This window comes from Gallibacterium trehalosifermentans, assembly GCF_042433055.1.
Classification (GTDB): Bacteria; Pseudomonadota; Gammaproteobacteria; order Enterobacterales; family Pasteurellaceae; genus Gallibacterium; species Gallibacterium trehalosifermentans.
Genome location: NZ_JBHLWB010000003.1, coordinates 218,564 through 235,530, shown reverse-complemented (window position 1 = coordinate 235,530; position 16,967 = coordinate 218,564). Strand labels below are relative to the sequence as shown.

The 16,967-nt window shown below is 36.7% G+C and carries 15 protein-coding genes; 6 read left to right on the top strand and 9 right to left on the bottom strand.

Features of this window, described 5'->3' with window-relative positions; translation table 11 throughout:
• Positions 1-193: 193 nt before the first annotated feature.
• The 7 genes from murI to ACFFHK_RS04400 form a co-directional block, all read right to left on the bottom strand.
• Positions 194-1,018 carry a glutamate racemase gene (murI, locus tag ACFFHK_RS04430; protein ID WP_382369929.1) on the bottom strand — a complete coding sequence of 275 codons (825 nt, stop codon included), beginning with the start codon at positions 1,016-1,018 and terminating at the stop codon, positions 194-196.
• Positions 1,019-1,058: 40 nt separating this feature from the next.
• The gene (locus ACFFHK_RS04425; protein ID WP_382369927.1) at positions 1,059-1,559 is read right to left on the bottom strand and encodes a chorismate--pyruvate lyase family protein; all 501 of its coding nucleotides are present in this window, start codon (positions 1,557-1,559) and stop codon (positions 1,059-1,061) included.
• On the bottom strand, positions 1,552-3,636 hold the full coding sequence (gene recG, locus ACFFHK_RS04420) for an ATP-dependent DNA helicase RecG (RefSeq protein ID WP_382369925.1): 2,085 nt from the start codon (positions 3,634-3,636) through the stop codon (positions 1,552-1,554). Before recG ends, ACFFHK_RS04425 begins: the two co-directional genes overlap by 8 nt.
• 6 nt (positions 3,637-3,642) lie before the next feature.
• Entirely contained in the window at positions 3,643-5,784 is a 2,142-nt protein-coding gene (spoT, locus tag ACFFHK_RS04415; protein WP_382369923.1) for a bifunctional GTP diphosphokinase/guanosine-3',5'-bis pyrophosphate 3'-pyrophosphohydrolase, read from the bottom strand.
• Positions 5,785-5,812: 28 nt separating this feature from the next.
• Entirely contained in the window at positions 5,813-6,085 is a 273-nt protein-coding gene (gene rpoZ, locus ACFFHK_RS04410) for a DNA-directed RNA polymerase subunit omega (RefSeq protein WP_065234884.1), read from the bottom strand.
• A 71-nt stretch (positions 6,086-6,156) separates the two neighbouring features.
• Positions 6,157-6,786 (bottom strand): guanylate kinase, encoded by a 630-nt coding sequence (gene gmk / locus ACFFHK_RS04405; RefSeq protein ID WP_382369921.1) that lies wholly within the window; start codon positions 6,784-6,786, stop codon positions 6,157-6,159.
• Positions 6,787-6,872: 86 nt separating this feature from the next.
• Positions 6,873-7,502, bottom strand: a complete 630-nt coding sequence (locus ACFFHK_RS04400; protein WP_382369920.1) for a MarC family protein — start codon at positions 7,500-7,502, stop codon at positions 6,873-6,875.
• Positions 7,503-7,555: 53 nt separating this feature from the next.
• On the opposite strand from ACFFHK_RS04400, the gene ACFFHK_RS04395 reads away from it, so the two are divergent.
• Positions 7,556-9,460, top strand: a complete 1,905-nt coding sequence (locus ACFFHK_RS04395; RefSeq protein WP_382369918.1) for an ABC transporter ATP-binding protein — start codon at positions 7,556-7,558, stop codon at positions 9,458-9,460.
• Between the two features lie 46 nt (positions 9,461-9,506).
• Here the strand turns inward: ACFFHK_RS04395 and tsaD are convergent, their stop codons facing one another.
• Complete coding sequence (gene tsaD / locus ACFFHK_RS04390; RefSeq protein ID WP_382369916.1) at positions 9,507-10,523, bottom strand: tRNA (adenosine(37)-N6)-threonylcarbamoyltransferase complex transferase subunit TsaD; 1,017 nt, start codon at positions 10,521-10,523, stop codon at positions 9,507-9,509.
• Between the two features lie 206 nt (positions 10,524-10,729).
• On the opposite strand from tsaD, the gene rpsU reads away from it, so the two are divergent.
• From rpsU to ACFFHK_RS04365, 5 genes are all read left to right on the top strand, one after another.
• Entirely contained in the window at positions 10,730-10,945 is a 216-nt protein-coding gene (rpsU, locus tag ACFFHK_RS04385; protein ID WP_013745715.1) for a 30S ribosomal protein S21, read from the top strand.
• A gap of 115 nt (positions 10,946-11,060) precedes the next feature.
• Positions 11,061-12,854: a DNA primase gene (dnaG, locus tag ACFFHK_RS04380; protein WP_382369914.1), complete on the top strand. Its 1,794-nt coding sequence runs from the start codon at positions 11,061-11,063 to the stop codon at positions 12,852-12,854.
• Between the two features lie 49 nt (positions 12,855-12,903).
• Positions 12,904-14,775 carry an RNA polymerase sigma factor RpoD gene (rpoD, locus tag ACFFHK_RS04375; RefSeq protein ID WP_382369912.1) on the top strand — a complete coding sequence of 624 codons (1,872 nt, stop codon included), beginning with the start codon at positions 12,904-12,906 and terminating at the stop codon, positions 14,773-14,775.
• A gap of 289 nt (positions 14,776-15,064) precedes the next feature.
• Complete coding sequence (locus tag ACFFHK_RS04370; protein WP_382369910.1) at positions 15,065-15,652, top strand: hypothetical protein; 588 nt, start codon at positions 15,065-15,067, stop codon at positions 15,650-15,652.
• Positions 15,653-16,150: 498 nt separating this feature from the next.
• Entirely contained in the window at positions 16,151-16,561 is a 411-nt protein-coding gene (locus ACFFHK_RS04365; protein ID WP_382369908.1) for a hypothetical protein, read from the top strand.
• A 24-nt stretch (positions 16,562-16,585) separates the two neighbouring features.
• Here ACFFHK_RS04365 and ACFFHK_RS04360 read toward each other — a convergent pair whose 3' ends face one another.
• Complete coding sequence (locus ACFFHK_RS04360) at positions 16,586-16,960, bottom strand: hypothetical protein (protein WP_382369906.1); 375 nt, start codon at positions 16,958-16,960, stop codon at positions 16,586-16,588.
• Positions 16,961-16,967 lie beyond the last annotated feature (7 nt).

Sequence of the window (16,967 nt, the reverse complement as noted above, 5' to 3'; positions counted from 1 at the left end):
AGAACAAAAAACGACGCTTCTTCTTAACTTCACACTTCAGCGTCGTTGCGGTGCTGCATTATAGTGATTTCATTATATCTTGCAAGTGGTTTTTTCTTAAAAAATAAAAAAATTTATTAATTGGTTATTTTTTTAGCGTTTTCTATCCTATTTTCTGATCTTATTTACAAAATAAACTGCACTTAGCTTCCTTTTACAAAGAGGTTACAGCTGTTAAATCCAATGGGCAATCTAATCGTTGTAAATATTCAAATCCCCACTCTCCAAACATTTTTCTTGCATTATCCTCATCAGCAAAGGGTGCTGTGCAATAGGCAATCTGTTCTTTATTTACCGTTATCGAAATAAACGGAGGTAATAAAGACGCAACTCGCTTCGCAATCGCTTTGCCAGAATCAATAAAATAACTCACTTGTGGTAAACAAGCTTTGAGTTCGGCTTTTAATAATGGGAAATGTGTACACCCTAAAATTACCGTATCTAATTCATACTCATATCGCCATTCTGCTACAGCTCGCATCACAGCAAAATGATCCGCTGGTTTACCGTGTAATTTTTGTTCGGCAATTTGCACTAATTCCGTTGAGCCTAAACGTTTAACCTCGCACTCTTGTGCATATTCATTAATTAAATCATCGACATAAGATCTAGTAATTGTTCCCTTTGTCGCTAATAAACCAATCACTTTTGTCGCTGTTTTCTGAGCGGCTGGTTTAATCGCTGGCACGGTTCCCACAATAGGGCAAGAAAAATTCGCTCGCATAGCAGGCAAAACAATGGTACTTGCTGTATTACAAGCAATAACAATCAAATCTAACTCTTGTGTTTCAGCGATTCTTTGACAAATTGCCACGCATCGCTGTTCAATAAGTTTTTCTGGTTTTTCTGAATAAGGAAAGCATTCATTATCTAGACAATACAAATAGTGGCAATGTGGTAATAAGGCTTTGACTTCTCGATAAACGCTCAATCCACCCACCCCTGAGTCAAAGAAAAGGATTGTTGGTACTTTTGCCATAAATTAGTAGAAATATTATCGTTGAATATAGTCCGCAATCTTATGCTTTTCGCCAAAAATCCTCAAGAAAAAGCTCACTAACTTGCAAGGGATATTGGGAAATTGTGAGAGTAGACCGACGCGCAAATTTCCCCTCGTTTCTTCCCCAGACTAACTCTGAACGTATCGTTGATTGCTGAAACAACCATTCTCCGATAGGTTGATTCCCTAATTGTTGAAATGCATCACGATATTGCTGAAAGGTATTGGTTGGAATAACCGTTCTTGCGAAAATCCATGCTTGATTATCACCTGCTAAGATCACTTCTCGTAGCCAATATTGCTGATATCCTGCTAATTCATCTAAATAAAAGGAGTGTTTTTCGGTAATCCACCCTTCAAATAAAGGAATAACAGTAAAAATTTTACAGTGCTGTTTTAGTGCAGCTGTTAAAGAGCCTGAAATTGAGAGCCATTGTTGTTGTGGCTTTGACAATTTTTTAAAATCAGTCTGCCAATACATATTTTGTAAACAAGCACGATAATGTTGATGGTTAGGCATTAGAGTAAACCGTCCTTTGATCCAACCAACGCTTAATTAAGCGTTCCACATTACTGGTTCGCAAATTCATTAATTCACTCGCACAACGTTGCACAGCAGGCAATAACCGTCGATCTCTTACTAAATTAGCCACTCGAAATTCTGCTGCCCCTGTTTGTTTTACCCCTAGCACCTCGCCCGGTCCGCGAATTTCTAAATCTTTTTCAGCAATCGCAAAACCATCATTACTAGTTCGCATAATTTCTAGACGTTGACGAGAAACCTTGCCTAGCGGTGTTTTATAGAGTAAGACACAAAATGATTCAATTTGTCCTCGCCCCACTCGACCACGTAACTGATGTAATTGTGATAAGCCTAATCGTTCCGCATTCTCAATAATCATTAAACTGGCATTCGGTACATCTACCCCTACTTCAATTACTGTCGTGGCAACCAGTACATCGATCTCTCCAGCTTTGAAAATTGCCATTACCTCTTGTTTTTCTTGTGGTTTCATTCTGCCATGTACCAATCCTATTCGTAAACTGGGTAATGCTTTTTTCAAATCCTCAGCAAGTGCTTCGGCAGCTTGTGCTTCCAACACTTCAGATTCATCAATCAAGGTGCAAACCCAATACACTTGCCTTTTATCGACCGTACACGATCGATAGACTCGTTGCACCAATTCATCACGCCGCTCTTCTGCAATCGCTACCGTTTTAATCGGAGTCCTACCTGGCGGTAATTCATCAATAATAGAAATATCTAAATCAGCATATACAGTCATCGCAAGAGTTCTTGGAATCGGAGTAGCCGTCATAATCAGCTGGTGTGGATAAACACCATTTTTCGCCCCTTTTTCTCGTAACATCAAACGCTGCTCAACGCCAAAGCGATGTTGTTCATCAATAATGACTAATGACAACGAAGAAAACTCAACCTGCTCTTGGAATAAAGCGTGTGTCCCAATGACAACCTGTGCTACACCAGTTTGGATCTGTTCTAAGATCTGTTGGCGTTTTTTCCCTTTGATCTTACCTGCTAACCAGCCTACTTGAATGCCAAAAGGTTCTAACCATTGTGAGAAATTATTAAAATGCTGTTCTGCGAGAATTTCTGTTGGTGCCATAATGGCAACTTGTTGTTGATTATCCAGTGCCACTAAAGCAGCTAATAGTGCAACTAATGTCTTTCCAGATCCAACATCTCCTTGGATCAATCGCATCATAGGTTGCGTTTTTGCTAAATCGCGCTCAATATCTGCAACTACGCGTAATTGTGCATTGGTTGGTTTAAAAGGTAATTGTTGTAAAAACTGTTGTTTAATATCTGTATGATAATGCAATGCAGTGGCTAAATGTTGTTGTGTATTTTGTTTACTTTGTCGCATAGCTAAGTTATGCGCTAATAACTCTTCAAATGCCAAACGTTTTTGTGCTGGATGTTCACCTTTTTCTAATGTTTCAACTCGAGTTCCAGCAGGCGGGCGATGCAAAAATTGAATTGCAGATTTTAAATCATAACCACTGGGATTATAAGTCGCAGGCAATAACTCCTCGATTTCTCTTTTAGCCAATAATATTAATGCTTGATCAGTTAATTTACGCCACGAAGCTTGCTTCAAACCATCTGTTGAAGGATAAATTGGGGTTAAATTCTCTTCCATCTCTAACGGTTCATTGTGTTTGACAATCCGATATTCTGGATGATGCATTTCTGCCATAAAGCGCCCTCTTCTCACTTCACCAAATGCTTTCACTCTTGCACCAGTAATGAAACTATTTTTCATACCTGCATTAAAGTTAAAAAAACGCAGCATAATTTTTGCTGATCCATCTGAAAGCGAAACCATTAACATTGAACGCCGACCAAATTGAACCTCACAAGTCTGGACAATTCCTTCAATGGTGGCATAACTATCAGGGCGAAGATCTTTAATCGGTGTAATGTGAGTACGATCTTCATAACGAAGTGGAAAATGAAATAAGAGATCTTGAACAGAATGGATTCCTAAACGAGATAATCTTTCTGACATTGCTGCACCAACACCAGAAAGAACAGAAAGTGGCAAATGATCTAATAAATTTTCAGATTGCATTCAGGTTTATTCATTAATATTACGCAAGACATCTACTACACCAGATACCGCATTAATCTTACGGATAATTGTCGCCAAATGATTTTTATCTCGTGCCGTTAATACCACAAAGACTTGGTAAACACGGCCATCACGCTCTTCAGTCCAAATACTTTGGATATTACTACCTGCCGAAGTAATCACAGAAGTTAAGTTCGCAAATGCACCATGTTGATTGAGCATCTCAATACGCAATTCAGCTTCAAATTCAACACTATTCTCACTTTTTTCCCATTCTACTGGCATATAATGATCAGTATTTTCATCTCGATGATGGCGGATATTTGCACAATATTCATGATGAACAACTAAACCTTTACCAGGACTGACATAAGCAACTATTGGATCGCCTGGAATTGGATGACAACATTTAGCAAAATTAATTAATAATCCCTCTACCCCTTTAATTAATACACCCGAATCTGTTTCATGATAATTGTTATTACTTGGATTACCATCAGTATCAATTTCTAATTTTTCACCTAATAGACGATGTGCAATCACAACACTAATTTGGTTACCTAAACCAATTTCTGCTAACAAGTCATCTAAAGAATATAATTTTAGTTCGGTCAACAATGTAGATAGTTTAACAGAATCAATATCTTCTAATTTAGCTGGTGATAAGGCATGGAATAATTGACGTTTACCTAAAATAATCGCTTCATCTCGGCGTAAAGATTTTAAGGTTTGACGAATATTCGCTCTTGCTTTTGCTGTAACAACAAAATTTAACCACGTTGCACTTGGTCGAGCCGATGGTGCAGTAATAATTTCAACAGTTTGTCCCGACTGCAATGCCTGAGATAAAGCATAAGGTTGGCGATCTACTCTTGCCCCAATACAAGTTTGTCCAATATCTGTATGTACCGCATAAGCAAAATCAACTGGTGTCGCCCCAGCTGGCAACTCTACAATCCGACCTTTCGGGGTAAAGACATAAATTTCATCTGGGAATAGTTCAGATTTAACGTTTTCAATAAATTCAAATGAATTACCCGCACTTTGTTGTAGCTCAATCAAACTTTGTAACCAACGCTGTGCACGAATTTGCACTGTTGTGCTATCGTTTTTTCCACCTTGCTTATAAATCCAATGTGCTGCCACTCCCATCTCTGCCATTTGATCCATATCTTCTGTACGAATTTGTACTTCTACTGGCACTCCATGTGGCCCAATCATTGAGGTATGTAATGATTGATAACCATTGGCTTTTGGCACGGCAATATAATCTTTTACTCGCCCTGGACGTGGTTTATATAGACTATGCATCTGCCCCAAAACACGGTAGCAAGTATCCACATCTTGTACAATCGTGCGAAACGCATAAATATCCATAATTGAATGAAAGCGCTGTTCTTTCATTTTCATTTTTTGATAAATGGAATAAAGATGTTTTTCACGCCCAAAAACTCTCGCTTTGATACCTACATCATCAAGTCTACCTTTAATTTCATCAGTAATCCGTTGGATCATCTCTTTCCGATTACCACGTGCATTTTGGATAACTTTTTGTAATACCTGATAACGATGTGGATGTAACGCTTCAAAACCTAAATCTTCTAACTCATTTTTGATATGCTCTATCCCTAAACGATGTGCTAATGGGCTATAAATTTCTAACGTTTCTTTCGCAATTCGACGACGCTTATCAGGGCGTAATGCCCCTAACGTCCGCATATTATGCGTACGGTCAGCAAGTTTAATAAGGATAACGCGAATATCTTGAGTCATCGCTAAAATCATCTTACGAAAGTTTTCTGCTTCAGCTTCTTTTCGAGTTCTAAATTTTAATTTATCTAATTTAGAAACCCCTTCTACGATTTCAGCGACACTTTTACCAAATTCTGCAGTTAATTCTTCTTCTGTATAAGGTGTATCTTCAATTACATCATGCAACAACGCCGCCATCACGGCTTCGTGATCAAGACGCATTTCAGCAATAATTGAAGCGACTGCAACAGGGTGGGTAATATAAGGTTCACCACTAGAACGAGTTTGCCCTTCGTGTGCATCCCGTGCAATGACAAACGCACGTTTCACTAATTCAATTTGATCCTCAGGCAAATAACTTTTAATGATAGTATGTAAACTTTCAAATAAATACATAACTCGTTCTTCAGGTTGTTAAATGTGGTTATTCTACGTCAGCTAATAAAGACACCGCTTGTAATTCTGCGTGTTCTTGTTCTAACGCATCATGACGCTCTTGTGCGTCCATAATATCGTTGTTGATTAACCCTTCTTCAATTTCGCGCAATGCAATAACAGTTGGTTTATCATTTTCTTCTGGGACTAATGGTTCACGAACATGAAGTTGCAATTCGCGAGCACGACGAGCAGCGGTTAAAATTAAATCAAAGCGGTTACCAATTTTATCTACAGCATCTTGAACGGTTACACGTGCCATAATTCTCTCCAAAAAATTTTGTTAAATTGTTCAATAATCAATCAAGAAAAAGGTTGAATATGATACTAGAGCTAGTCTTTTTTCGCTAGTAGTTGCGACATTAATAATTGATAACGTTGTACTTGCCGTCCAACTTTTAATTTCTCCGCTTTCAAAATCACCTTAATTTCATTTAAAGCCTGATCAAAATCATCATTAATAATTAAATAATCATATTCATCATAATGACTCATTTCACTGATCGCTTTTTGCATACGTCCAGCAATCACTTCTTCTGAGTCTTGTCCTCGTCCGATCAAGCGACGTTCCAGTTCTTGAATTGATGGAGGCAAGATAAAAATACTTTTTGCACTCGGCACTTTTTTACGTACTTGTTGAGCCCCCTGCCAATCAATATCTAAGAATACATCAATGCCTTGTTTTAAAGAATGTTCGATCATCAATAACGATGTCCCATAATAATTCCCAAACACTTCGGCATACTCCAAAAACGCATCTTCAGCAATTAAACGCTCAAATTCCGTATGATCAATGAAATAATAATGTTTGCCCTCTTCCTCATTTGGACGTGGTTTACGAGTAGTATGAGAAATAGACACCTGCATTTCGTAACTTGGATGTTGTTGTAATAATGCAGAAATTAATGACGATTTTCCTGCACCACTAGGTGCAGAAATAATATATAAATTCCCTAAAAGCATAACTGATTCTCTTGACATTTAAATGGCAGTATTTTACCACTTTTTCTCTCTGATTAGTTCTCTAAAGAGAAAACTCTCTTTAACAACTAAGTTACAGTTGGCATCACTTCCATAAAAAAGGCTTTAATTCCACTTAAGATGTGATTTACAGCGATTGCTGCTAAAATTAATCCCATCACACGACTTACAATTGCTGCACCTGTCGTGCCGATTAAACGTTGAATACGATTTGCTGCTAACAATAATAGATAGGTAATTAATAATACTAATGCCATAATTGCCGCTGTCACAATTTGATCGGTAAAACTAAAACGATGATTATCTGTTAACAATACAATCGCCATCATTGCACCTGGCGAAGCGATCGATGGGACAGCTAACGGATAAACCGCTAGTTCATTAATATTGGAAGACAAACGCATTTCTTGTTCTGCTTTTCCTTCACTAAACACCATTGTCAAAGCAAATAATAATAAAACTAACCCCCCAGCAACTTGGAATGCAGTAAGTGGAATTTGCATTGCTTCTAATAAGAATTGCCCTGTTACTAAAAAGAAAAACAGAATTCCTGTCGAAATTAATACTGCATTACGTGCAATTTTTTTACGATCTGCCACAGGCAGGCCTATAGTTTTGGTAAGATAAACAGGAACAGAACCAATAGGATCGATAACTGCCCATAAAACAACAAATTGAACTAAAAAAGAATCAAACATTAAATAATCCTAAAATTTAAAAATAATAAACTTTATCAAGAGAATACCTAAAAATGTTAACTTTTACAAATTTGACTTTGAAACGTGGCATTACCACTTTACTTGAAAATGCCCATGCAACTATTATTCCTGGACAAAAAGTTGGATTGGTGGGAAAAAATGGCTGTGGAAAATCCTCTCTATTTGCCTTAATTAGAGGAAAATTATTACCTGAACAGGGTGATATTACTTATCCGAAAAATTGGGAGATCAGTTGGGTAAATCAAGAAACACCAGCACTAGAAATCTCTGCTTTAGACTATACCATTCAAGGTGATCGTGAATACTGTCGTTTACAACAAGAATTAGAACTCGCTAATCAGCAAAACAATGGCTATCAAATTGCTTCCCTACATTCTCAACTTGATACGATTAATGCTTGGACAATTCATTCTCGAGCAGCGACACTTTTACATGGATTAGGTTTTGAAGAAGCACAATTACAACAACCTGTAAAATCGTTTTCTGGTGGTTGGAGAATGCGATTAAATTTGGCACAAGCGTTATTATGTCGTTCTGATCTATTATTGCTAGACGAACCAACAAACCACCTTGATCTTGATGCAGTAATTTGGTTAGAAAATTGGTTAAAGAGCTATCAAGGCACGCTATTATTAATTTCACACGATCGTGATTTTCTCGATCCTATTATTAATAAAGTCGTGCATATTGAACAGCAACAGTTACAAGAATATACAGGCAATTATTCCTCATTTGAGCTGTTAAGAGCAACCAAGTTGGCACAACAAAATGCCCTTTATCAACAACAGCAACAAAAAATTGCCCATCTACAAAAGTTTATTGATCGTTTCAAAGCAAAAGCGACTAAAGCAAAACAAGCTCAAAGCCGAATTAAAGCACTTGAACGTATGGAATTAATTGCGCCTGCACATATTGATAGCCCATTTTCATTCTATTTTCCTGAACCAGAATTTTTGCCTAATCCACTTCTCTCTATGGAAAAAGTCAGTGCAGGTTATGGTGATAAAACTATTTTACAACAGGTAAAATTAAATCTTGTTCCGGGTTCACGCATTGGATTATTAGGCAAAAATGGTGCTGGCAAATCAACCCTCATTAAATTACTTGCTGGTGATCTTGCACCGCAAACTGGGGTGATTCAACTCGCTAAAGGTGTACAACTTGGCTATTTTGCACAACATCAATTAGATATTCTACGAGCAGAAGAAAGTCCTTTATGGCATCTACAAAAACTCGCACCAACTAAAACTGAACAAGAGTTACGCGATTATTTAGGTGGTTTTGCTTTCCATGGCGATAAAGTAAAACAAGCTATTCATTCATTCTCTGGTGGTGAAAAAGCACGTTTGGTTTTAGCCCTCATTGTTTGGCAACGCCCTAATTTATTACTACTTGATGAACCAACAAACCACCTTGATCTTGATATGCGTCAGGCATTAACTGAAGCCTTGATGGATTATGAGGGATCATTAGTTGTTGTTTCACACGACCGCCATTTACTGCGTAATACTGTGAGTGAGTTTTATCTGGTCCATGATCATAAAGTGGATAGCTTTAATGGCGACCTCGAAGATTATCAAAAATGGCTGCTCAGTTTAGAACCAAGCGAACCACTACAACCTGCAACATCAACGCCACCTAAGGAAAATGAATTTTTACAGCGTAAAGAACAAAAACGGAAAGAGGCTGAGTTTCGTGAAAAAACCGCACCATTGCGTAAGGAAATTCAAAAATTAGAGAAACAATTAGACCAGTATTCTACTGAACTGGCAGAAATTGAATCGGCATTAGCTGACAATGATCTCTATTTAGCTGAAAACAAAGAAAAATTAACCCAGTTATTAACTCAACAAGCAGATCTCAAAAAGAAACTGGAAATGGTTGAAATAGAATGGTTGGAAAAACAAGAAGTGTTAGAAAAGTGGCGAAATGAATAAATTTGCCTTACTCCGTTAGCTTACACACTAACGGAGCAAATACTTATTAGCCAATTTTCGCTAGTTCACTCATTCGCCAACGAGGACGAACCTCAACAGCAAGATCGGTTTGTTCTCCTGTTTTTAGTCGTAAAAAACCTGCATAAGCAATCATTGCACCATTATCGGTACAAAATTGTGGTGCGGGATAAAACACCTCGCCCCCCAACTTGTTCATCAAATCACCTAAGCGTTGTCTGAGTTGTTTATTCGCACTCACTCCACCTGCAATCACTAATCGTTTCAAACCTGTTTCATTCAATGCTCTTTGACATTTAATCGCCAAGGTATCAACGACAGCAGCTTGAAACGCATAAGCAATATCACAACGCGTTTGTTCATCTTGTGGGAATTGCACCACCGTATTGGCAGCAAACGTTTTTAATCCTGAAAAACTAAAATCAAGCCCAGGGCGATCTGTCATTGGACGAGGAAAAACAAAACGATCAGGATTCCCTTTTTCTGCTAAACGTGAAAGTGCCGCACCACCAGGATAATCTAATCCAAGTAATTTAGCCGTTTTATCAAATGCTTCTCCAGCAGCATCATCAATAGATTCACCCAATAATTGATAATCGCCCACACCATTCACACGAATTAACTGGGTATGTCCGCCTGATACTAATAAGGCTAAAAAAGGAAACTCAGGGACACGCTCCTCTAACATAGGTGCCAATAGATGCCCTTCCATATGATGGACACCTAATGCAGGCACATTCCACGCATAAGCCAATGAACGAGCAACCATCGATCCCACCAACAATGCTCCTGCTAATCCTGGACCACAAGTATAAGCGACTCCATCAATCTCTTTCGCTGTTAAGTTTGCTTCAGCTAAAGCAGCTTGGATTAATGGTGCTGTTTTACGGATATGATCTCGAGAAGCCAATTCAGGTACAACACCACCATAATCGGCATGTAAACTAATTTGTGTATAGAGTTGATTTGCTATCAAACCCTGTTTTTCATCATAAATTGCAACTCCTGTTTCATCGCAGGAGGTTTCAATACCTAAAACTTTCATCTGTTTGTTTTATCTCACTAAAAATTGCTCGGCATTTTACTCTTTTTTTTACCTGTTCTCTAGTTAACAATCATACATGACACAAAATAAGCACAATCCTCTCTTTACTTTTTATCTTGAAATAGATTAAAATTGCGACCTTTATTGAGTAAAGGTTATGTTATATAACCCTAAAAGTGTATAAATTTCATTGAGGTGATTGGCTCATGCCTGTAATTAAAGTTCGTGAAAATGAATCATTTGACGTTGCATTACGTCGTTTTAAACGTTCTTGCGAAAAAGCGGGAATCTTAGCAGAAGTTCGTAGCCGTGAATTCTACGAAAAACCAACAACTATTCGTAAACGTGAAAAAGCATCTGCTGCTAAACGTCATGCTAAGAAATTAGCTCGCGAGAATGCACGTCATACTCGTTTATATTAATCGATTCTTTTGATTTAAACGATATTTTAAAAACCGTGCTGCTATGATAGGAGCACGGTTATTTCTTTCTTATTAACCCGCAGAATTGTTGGCTAACAGCTTAAAGGTAGATACGATGAAAGGACTCATTCCGCGTACTTTTATTGATGAACTCTTAGCGCGTACCAACATAGTTGATGTTGTTAGTTCTCGGATTAAACTCAAAAAAGCAGGACAAAATTATCAAGCCTGTTGTCCATTCCATCATGAGAAAACCCCCTCTTTTACGGTGAGTGCCAAAAAGCAGTTTTATCATTGCTTTGGTTGTGGCGCACATGGGAATGCAATCTCATTTTTGATGGATTATGACAAACTAGAATTTGTTGAGGCGATTGAAGAATTAGCTGCGTTACAAGGGGTAGATGTCCCGCGAGAAACCACATCAAATAACCAATATTCAGCAAGCCAAAGCTATAAAAGCAAGCGAGATCTGCATCAATTAATGCAAGATATTGCCACATTCTATCAACAACAATTAACCCAAGCCCTACCAGCACAAGCTTATTTACAACAACGTGGCTTATCAAGTGAAGTCATCGAACGTTTTGCGATTGGTTTTGCTGCTGGTACAAATTCAGTACTTCGCCATTTTGGTCAATCTACTGAAGATCGCCAAAAATTATTTGATACGGGCATGATTAGTCAAAATGATAGTGGCACAACCTACGATCGTTTTCGTCAGCGGATTATGTTCCCCATTCGGGATAGACGTGGCAGAACGATTGCTTTTGGTGGGCGCGTTTTAGGCGATGAAAAGCCAAAATATTTAAACTCACCTGAAATGGCAACTTACCATAAAGGCAATGAGCTATATGGTTTATATGAAGCCCTTGAACAGAATGACAATCCTGATTATTTACTTGTCGTTGAAGGCTACATGGACGTTGTTGCTTTAGCACAATTTGGTGTTACTAATGCCGTGGCTTCACTTGGCACTGCGACGACAGGCGAACAAATTCAAATTGCTTTTCGGGCAACTGAACAGATTATTTGTTGCTATGATGGTGATAATGCAGGACGTAGTGCCGCTTGGCGTGCATTAGAAAATGCTTTACCGCATCTCCATGATGGACGCCAATTAAAATTTATTTTTCTACCTGATGGGGAAGATCCAGACACATTTATTCGGCAAATAGGCAAAGAAAAATTTGCAGATTTTTTACTTGATGCAATGCCAATGAGTGATTTTTTATTTCAACATTTGCTAGAACAAGTCGATCTCAGTACCAAAGACGGGAAAAGTAAATTAGCCGCCTTAGCAGTACCATTAATTAATAAAATTCCAGGGGAGACATTACGTTTATATCTGCGTAATACATTAGGACAAAAACTCGGTATTCTTGATGCGACTTTATTAGAAAAAATGTTGCCTACTTTGATTGAAAGTGCAACAGAAAACGCATCTGAAAACCGTACAACATTAAAAGCAACACCTATACGTTTGTTGATTGCTCTCTTATTACAAAATCCTGAGCTTGCGGACAAACCAATCACCCGTGTTTTATTAAGTAGTCCACAAGTATTACAAGATTTAAATTTACCTGGGTTATCACTATTCCTCGAAATTTATCAGCTTTGTATTGAGAAAAGTGGCATTACGACTGGGCAACTACTCGAACATTGGCGTAATAAGCAAGAAGAAAAAATTATTGAAAAACTAGCTATCTGGGATCATCTGATAAAAGATGATAACATTGAGGCGACTTTTTATGGTAATCTAAAATACTTACATTCTAAAGTAATGGAAAAACGCATTGAAGCGTTAAAAGCGAAAGATCGAACAGATACTTTATCGCTAGATGAAAAAAAAGAACTGATAGAATTGCTGGCAAACAGTCGAAAATTGCTAGCGTCGGTCTCTTCTTCATAACAATATGAAGAATGATTTCTGCTAATCAACACTTATTGGATGTCAAAATATGGATCAAAATCCACAATCACAGTTAAAACAATTAATTGCACAAGGTAAAGAACAAGGCTATTTAACCTATGCAGAGGTCAATGATAGTTTACCAGAAGACCTCGTTGATGCCGATCAAATAGAAGACATCATTCAGATGATTAACGACATGGGTATCCAAGTTTTAGAAACTGCCCCTGACGCTGATGATCTTATGTTGAATGAAAATGTTACTGATGAAGATGTCGTTGAAGAAGCGACTCAAGTCCTCTCTAGTGTAGAATCTGAAATTGGTCGTACAACAGATCCTGTACGAATGTATATGCGTGAAATGGGAAGTGTTGAATTACTTACCCGTGAAGGTGAAATTGACATTGCGAAAAGAATTGAAGAGGGGATCAATGAAGTTCAGTGTGCAGCAGCAGAATACCCTCAATCACTCGATCACTTACTAAAACAATATGAGCTAGTTGAAAAAGGCGAAGTTCGTCTTTCTGATCTTATTACTGGCTTCGTTGATCCTAATGCTGTAGATGCAGAAGATTATGCTAAATTTATGACAGATGATGTTAATGAGAATGAAGATAGCATTACCTCTTCTGATAATGAGGCTAATAGCGATGACGATGATGAGAGTGAAAATGAATCTGATAACAGCTCAGAAGGCGATTCAGACAATAGCATTGATCCAGAAGTTGCGCGTGAAAAATTTACGGCATTAAAAGAACAGCATCAAAAAACAGTCGATGCGATTGCTAAATATGGTCGGGGAAATAAAAAAGCAAAAGAACAAATTAGCGCACTTTCCGATGTTTTCCAACAATTCCGCTTAGTACCAAAACAGTTTGATCTGCTTGTTTTATCTATGCGTGATATGATGAAACGCATTCGCAACCAAGAAAGACAAATCCAACGCCTTGCTGTTGAGTATGCCAAAATGCCAAAAGGTACATTCCAAAAAGCTTTTATTGGTCATGAAACCAATGATAGTTGGATTGAAAAAGCGCTCGCTGCTGGCAAAAACTGGTCGGATAAACTTAAAGAATATGAAAACGATATTCGTCTAGCAATCGAACAACTAAAACTGATTGAACAAGATAGTGGTTTAACCATTACCCAAATTCGCCAAATCGGTGAAAAAATCTCTCAAGGAGAGCTAAAAGCTCGCCGTGCGAAAAAAGAAATGGTGGAAGCTAACTTACGTTTGGTGATTTCTATTGCGAAAAAATATACCAACCGCGGATTACAATTTCTCGATCTTATCCAAGAGGGAAATATCGGCTTGATGAAAGCAGTAGATAAATTTGAATATCGTCGTGGTTATAAATTCTCTACTTATGCGACTTGGTGGATTCGTCAAGCAATTACCCGTTCTATTGCAGACCAAGCACGTACAATTCGTATTCCCGTGCATATGATTGAAACGATTAATAAACTTAATCGTATTTCTCGTCAAATGTTACAAGAAATGGGACGTGAAGCTTCTCCAGAAGAGCTGGCTGAACGTATGGGAATGCCAGAAGACAAAATTCGTAAAGTCTTAAAGATTGCCAAAGAACCAATTTCAATGGAAACCCCTATTGGTGATGACGATGATTCACATTTAGGTGATTTTATTGAGGATAATACTTTGGAACTACCTCTCGATTCAGCAACGGCGCAAAGTCTGAAAGTTGCTACTCATGAGGTATTAGAAGGCTTAACACCTCGTGAAGCAAAAGTATTAAGAATGCGTTTTGGTATTGATATGAATACCGACCATACTTTAGAGGAAGTCGGTAAACAATTTGATGTTACTCGTGAACGTATTCGTCAGATCGAAGCTAAAGCATTGCGAAAATTACGCCACCCAAGTCGTTCAGAAACATTACGTAGTTTCTTAGATGAATAACTGCTTTCTCTGACGTTTCAAATAAAAATTAAAAGGTTGAATAGCAAATTCAACCTTTTTTAATTTTTACTTTATTAAACCTAAAAGCATCTTAAACAGCATAATAATACTTTGTTTTTATGGCGATCTTTTACTCCTATATGAAAAAGATCAAGATCCGCCATATGGTCAAAACATCATTTGTAAATCAATCACTGATCCTGGTCTAGCACCTAATAGCTCTAAACTAGATATCAGTTGTGGAGCTAAAACAGAAGATGAATGGTTAGAACGTGTATATTATCGTAGCATGCCATTATACGATGTCTTTAGTGAGAAACGTGCACCTAAACCAACTCACTTTACATTATTAATTAATGATGTAAGGGCAACGTATCCGTTACGAGCATGGAATACTACATTAACAGTTCCTACTCGTTCTGAAGATGGTTATGGGGTTGTAATTCAATTCCATCGGGTAGATGGTAATATGGAATTACAATTGGCGGCTGCACCAATGATGTTTATGGATATTTCTGAATCAGGGGTCGTAGTACATCCGTCAGATCCTGAAATCGATTCAGATCCAAACCATAATCCAGCTACGACTGTAATTGATATCCCGATTGAAGTGCAACGTATAGCGGGTAGAGGCGCAAGTGAACCTGTTATTACGAAATACCGTGAATTACTAGAACGCATTAAACGTTATGGTTTATTAAAATACGAAATCATTAATCGTATTTACCAACGTATTCGTAATCAAGACTTGACACCTTCAAGTATTGCTAACGATGTTATCTTACTTGAAATGGAAATTAATAAAATTAACATTGATGACTTTAACCGAGATGATAGTAGAGATCCTATCGTATCAAGTATGGAACATCAACAGTAATAAACATCATATTTCCCGTATGGAAAAACCATACGGGAAATATGTTTAAATTAAGTTATAATTATTAATATTTTTACAAATAAAACATTATAATAAGAGGCTATATAACTCAGTTATATTTTTTGTATATATCCATTAATAATTAAAAGGAGTATTTATGTTTTTCTTTATCTTTTCATTAATTTTATTTATTCTTTTTGTTACTATTTTTATTATATTAATATATTTTAGTATTTTTTTAGATCATGGACAATTTATTAAGATTACTAAAAATATTAGTATTAATAAAAATAAATCTGAATTACTAGCTATAATATTTACGCTTCTCTTAATTCCGATTTCAACCTCTTTTATTCTTTCTAGTATTTATTCCATGGCAAAATAAAATTAGATTAAATAGATTATTTTTATAAACTTATATAATCTAAATAATAAAGGATCTACTGGAATCATTTCTAATGGATTATCCACTAACCTTGAATATAGGAGATTGAAAATATGAATACTAAATTCGTTTACGGGTATATAATGGAAACTATAGGTTTATATAGCGCTATGGGTGCTGCAACTATATTAACTGAAGAAAGAGCCAAATACCCAATGACATTAGATGATTTAGATTTTGATAAAATAAATAAATTGAAGACAGATCACCTGGTGGCTATTTACAATGATGATAAGTTTTTTAGAGAAGGATATGAAGAATTAACTGATATCAGGTATAATGATAACGCTATCAATTATTATAGAGATAATACTTCTTTAGTTGACGTCATAAAGGAAATCGTTTTAAATAGACCTAAAGGTTGTTTTATTATATTAGAATATACTAATAAAATTGATATATTGATATATAATAAATACTGTTATTACGACGATGCTATTAAAATATGTAAAACAGAAGGGTGAAGATAATTCTTCACCCTTCTTATATCATATTTTTTCTTCTTTAACTTCTTTTACAAAACCTTCAATATAAGATTTTTTCGTTTTATCCACTTTAATAATCAACTTAGATTCTAAAGTCGGTTCTACAACAGATGCAACACATATTTCTTGCATCTTATTCTGAACTATTCCATTAGACATTACATTTACTAATCTTCTTTTAACATATTTCATACTACTATTGCAAACTATAGAGTATTTGTACAAAGTAATTTCACCCATATTCTTCCCAATGGTTTTATACGTTTTATTCGAAAGATTATGATATTTCGGTAGACCTATAAGACACTGTTCAATAGTTTTACAAAAACTTATCCTAGGTGGTAATAGTTCAGAATAATTGCTACCTCTTGTTAACATAAATTCC